This window comes from Lactobacillus sp. HMSC08B12 (genome assembly GCF_001808415.1).
Lineage (GTDB): Bacteria > Bacillota > Bacilli > Lactobacillales > Lactobacillaceae > Lactobacillus > Lactobacillus delbrueckii.
The window spans coordinates 1-865 of record NZ_KV793185.1; the positions used below are offsets into that span (position 1 = coordinate 1).

The 865-nt window shown below is 30.1% G+C and carries 1 protein-coding gene; it reads right to left on the bottom strand.

From position 1 onward, the window contains the following. Positions 1-497 precede the first annotated feature (497 nt). Positions 498-671: a zinc-ribbon domain-containing protein gene (locus tag HMPREF3168_RS06935; RefSeq protein WP_035175122.1), complete on the bottom strand. Its 174-nt coding sequence runs from the start codon at positions 669-671 to the stop codon at positions 498-500. Positions 672-865 lie beyond the last annotated feature (194 nt).

Sequence of the window (865 nt, forward strand, 5' to 3'; positions counted from 1 at the left end):
AAGGAATCCCACTTTGGTCGATCCTTTCATCTAAAATGCTCATAATGTAATACCTCCGAATTTTTGTTATTTTGTTTCTAAGATTTTTAGTGTGTTAGTGTGTTATATATAAATTTATGAAATTCAGTATAGTATAGGGTAGCAATAAAAAATGGAAGAGGATAATTTAATCCTCTTCCATTACTGACATTTGAAATCTGTTTTGATTTTGATGCCGCAGCTGCAATATATAAAATAGCAGCAAAAAGAGTTTATCCTGAATAAACGATGTTACTATTACCAATGTCTGAAAAAAGGGTATAATATCCCTATATCAGGCTAATATGGCAGCAATAACTCCGTTTTTATTCATGATAAACTCTCAACTCCCTATAATATAATCAATAGCCATTTATATTATTATATAGTTTTTTAGAAATTTGTAAACATCTATAGTTGAAATAATAAAAATTAAATTAAAGCAAATAAAAAAGGAGACCCTAAGGCCTCCCTGAAAACTATCTATAACTTCTGTTGTTGAAGTTTCTTCTTTCCTGTTTTCTTGCTTTTCTGCATTCAGGGCATCTCTGAGGTTCGTTATCGAAACCTTTTTCCTTGTAGAATTCCTGTTCACCCTCAGTGAATACGAATTCCTTGTGGCAATCTTTACATACTAAAGTTTTATCTTGCATTTAAATATCTCCTCTTCATTATGGATTAAGCTAATTAAGGTTCATATCATATCCCCAAAAATGAAGAGTGAAATGCACAAAAATTGGTTAAGCCATTGATTTACCAATGCAACACATACTATATCATATGATTTAAAGAAATGCAAGAAACATAAAAAATTTTATTCGCCGATTGTAAAATTAAACTGAACACT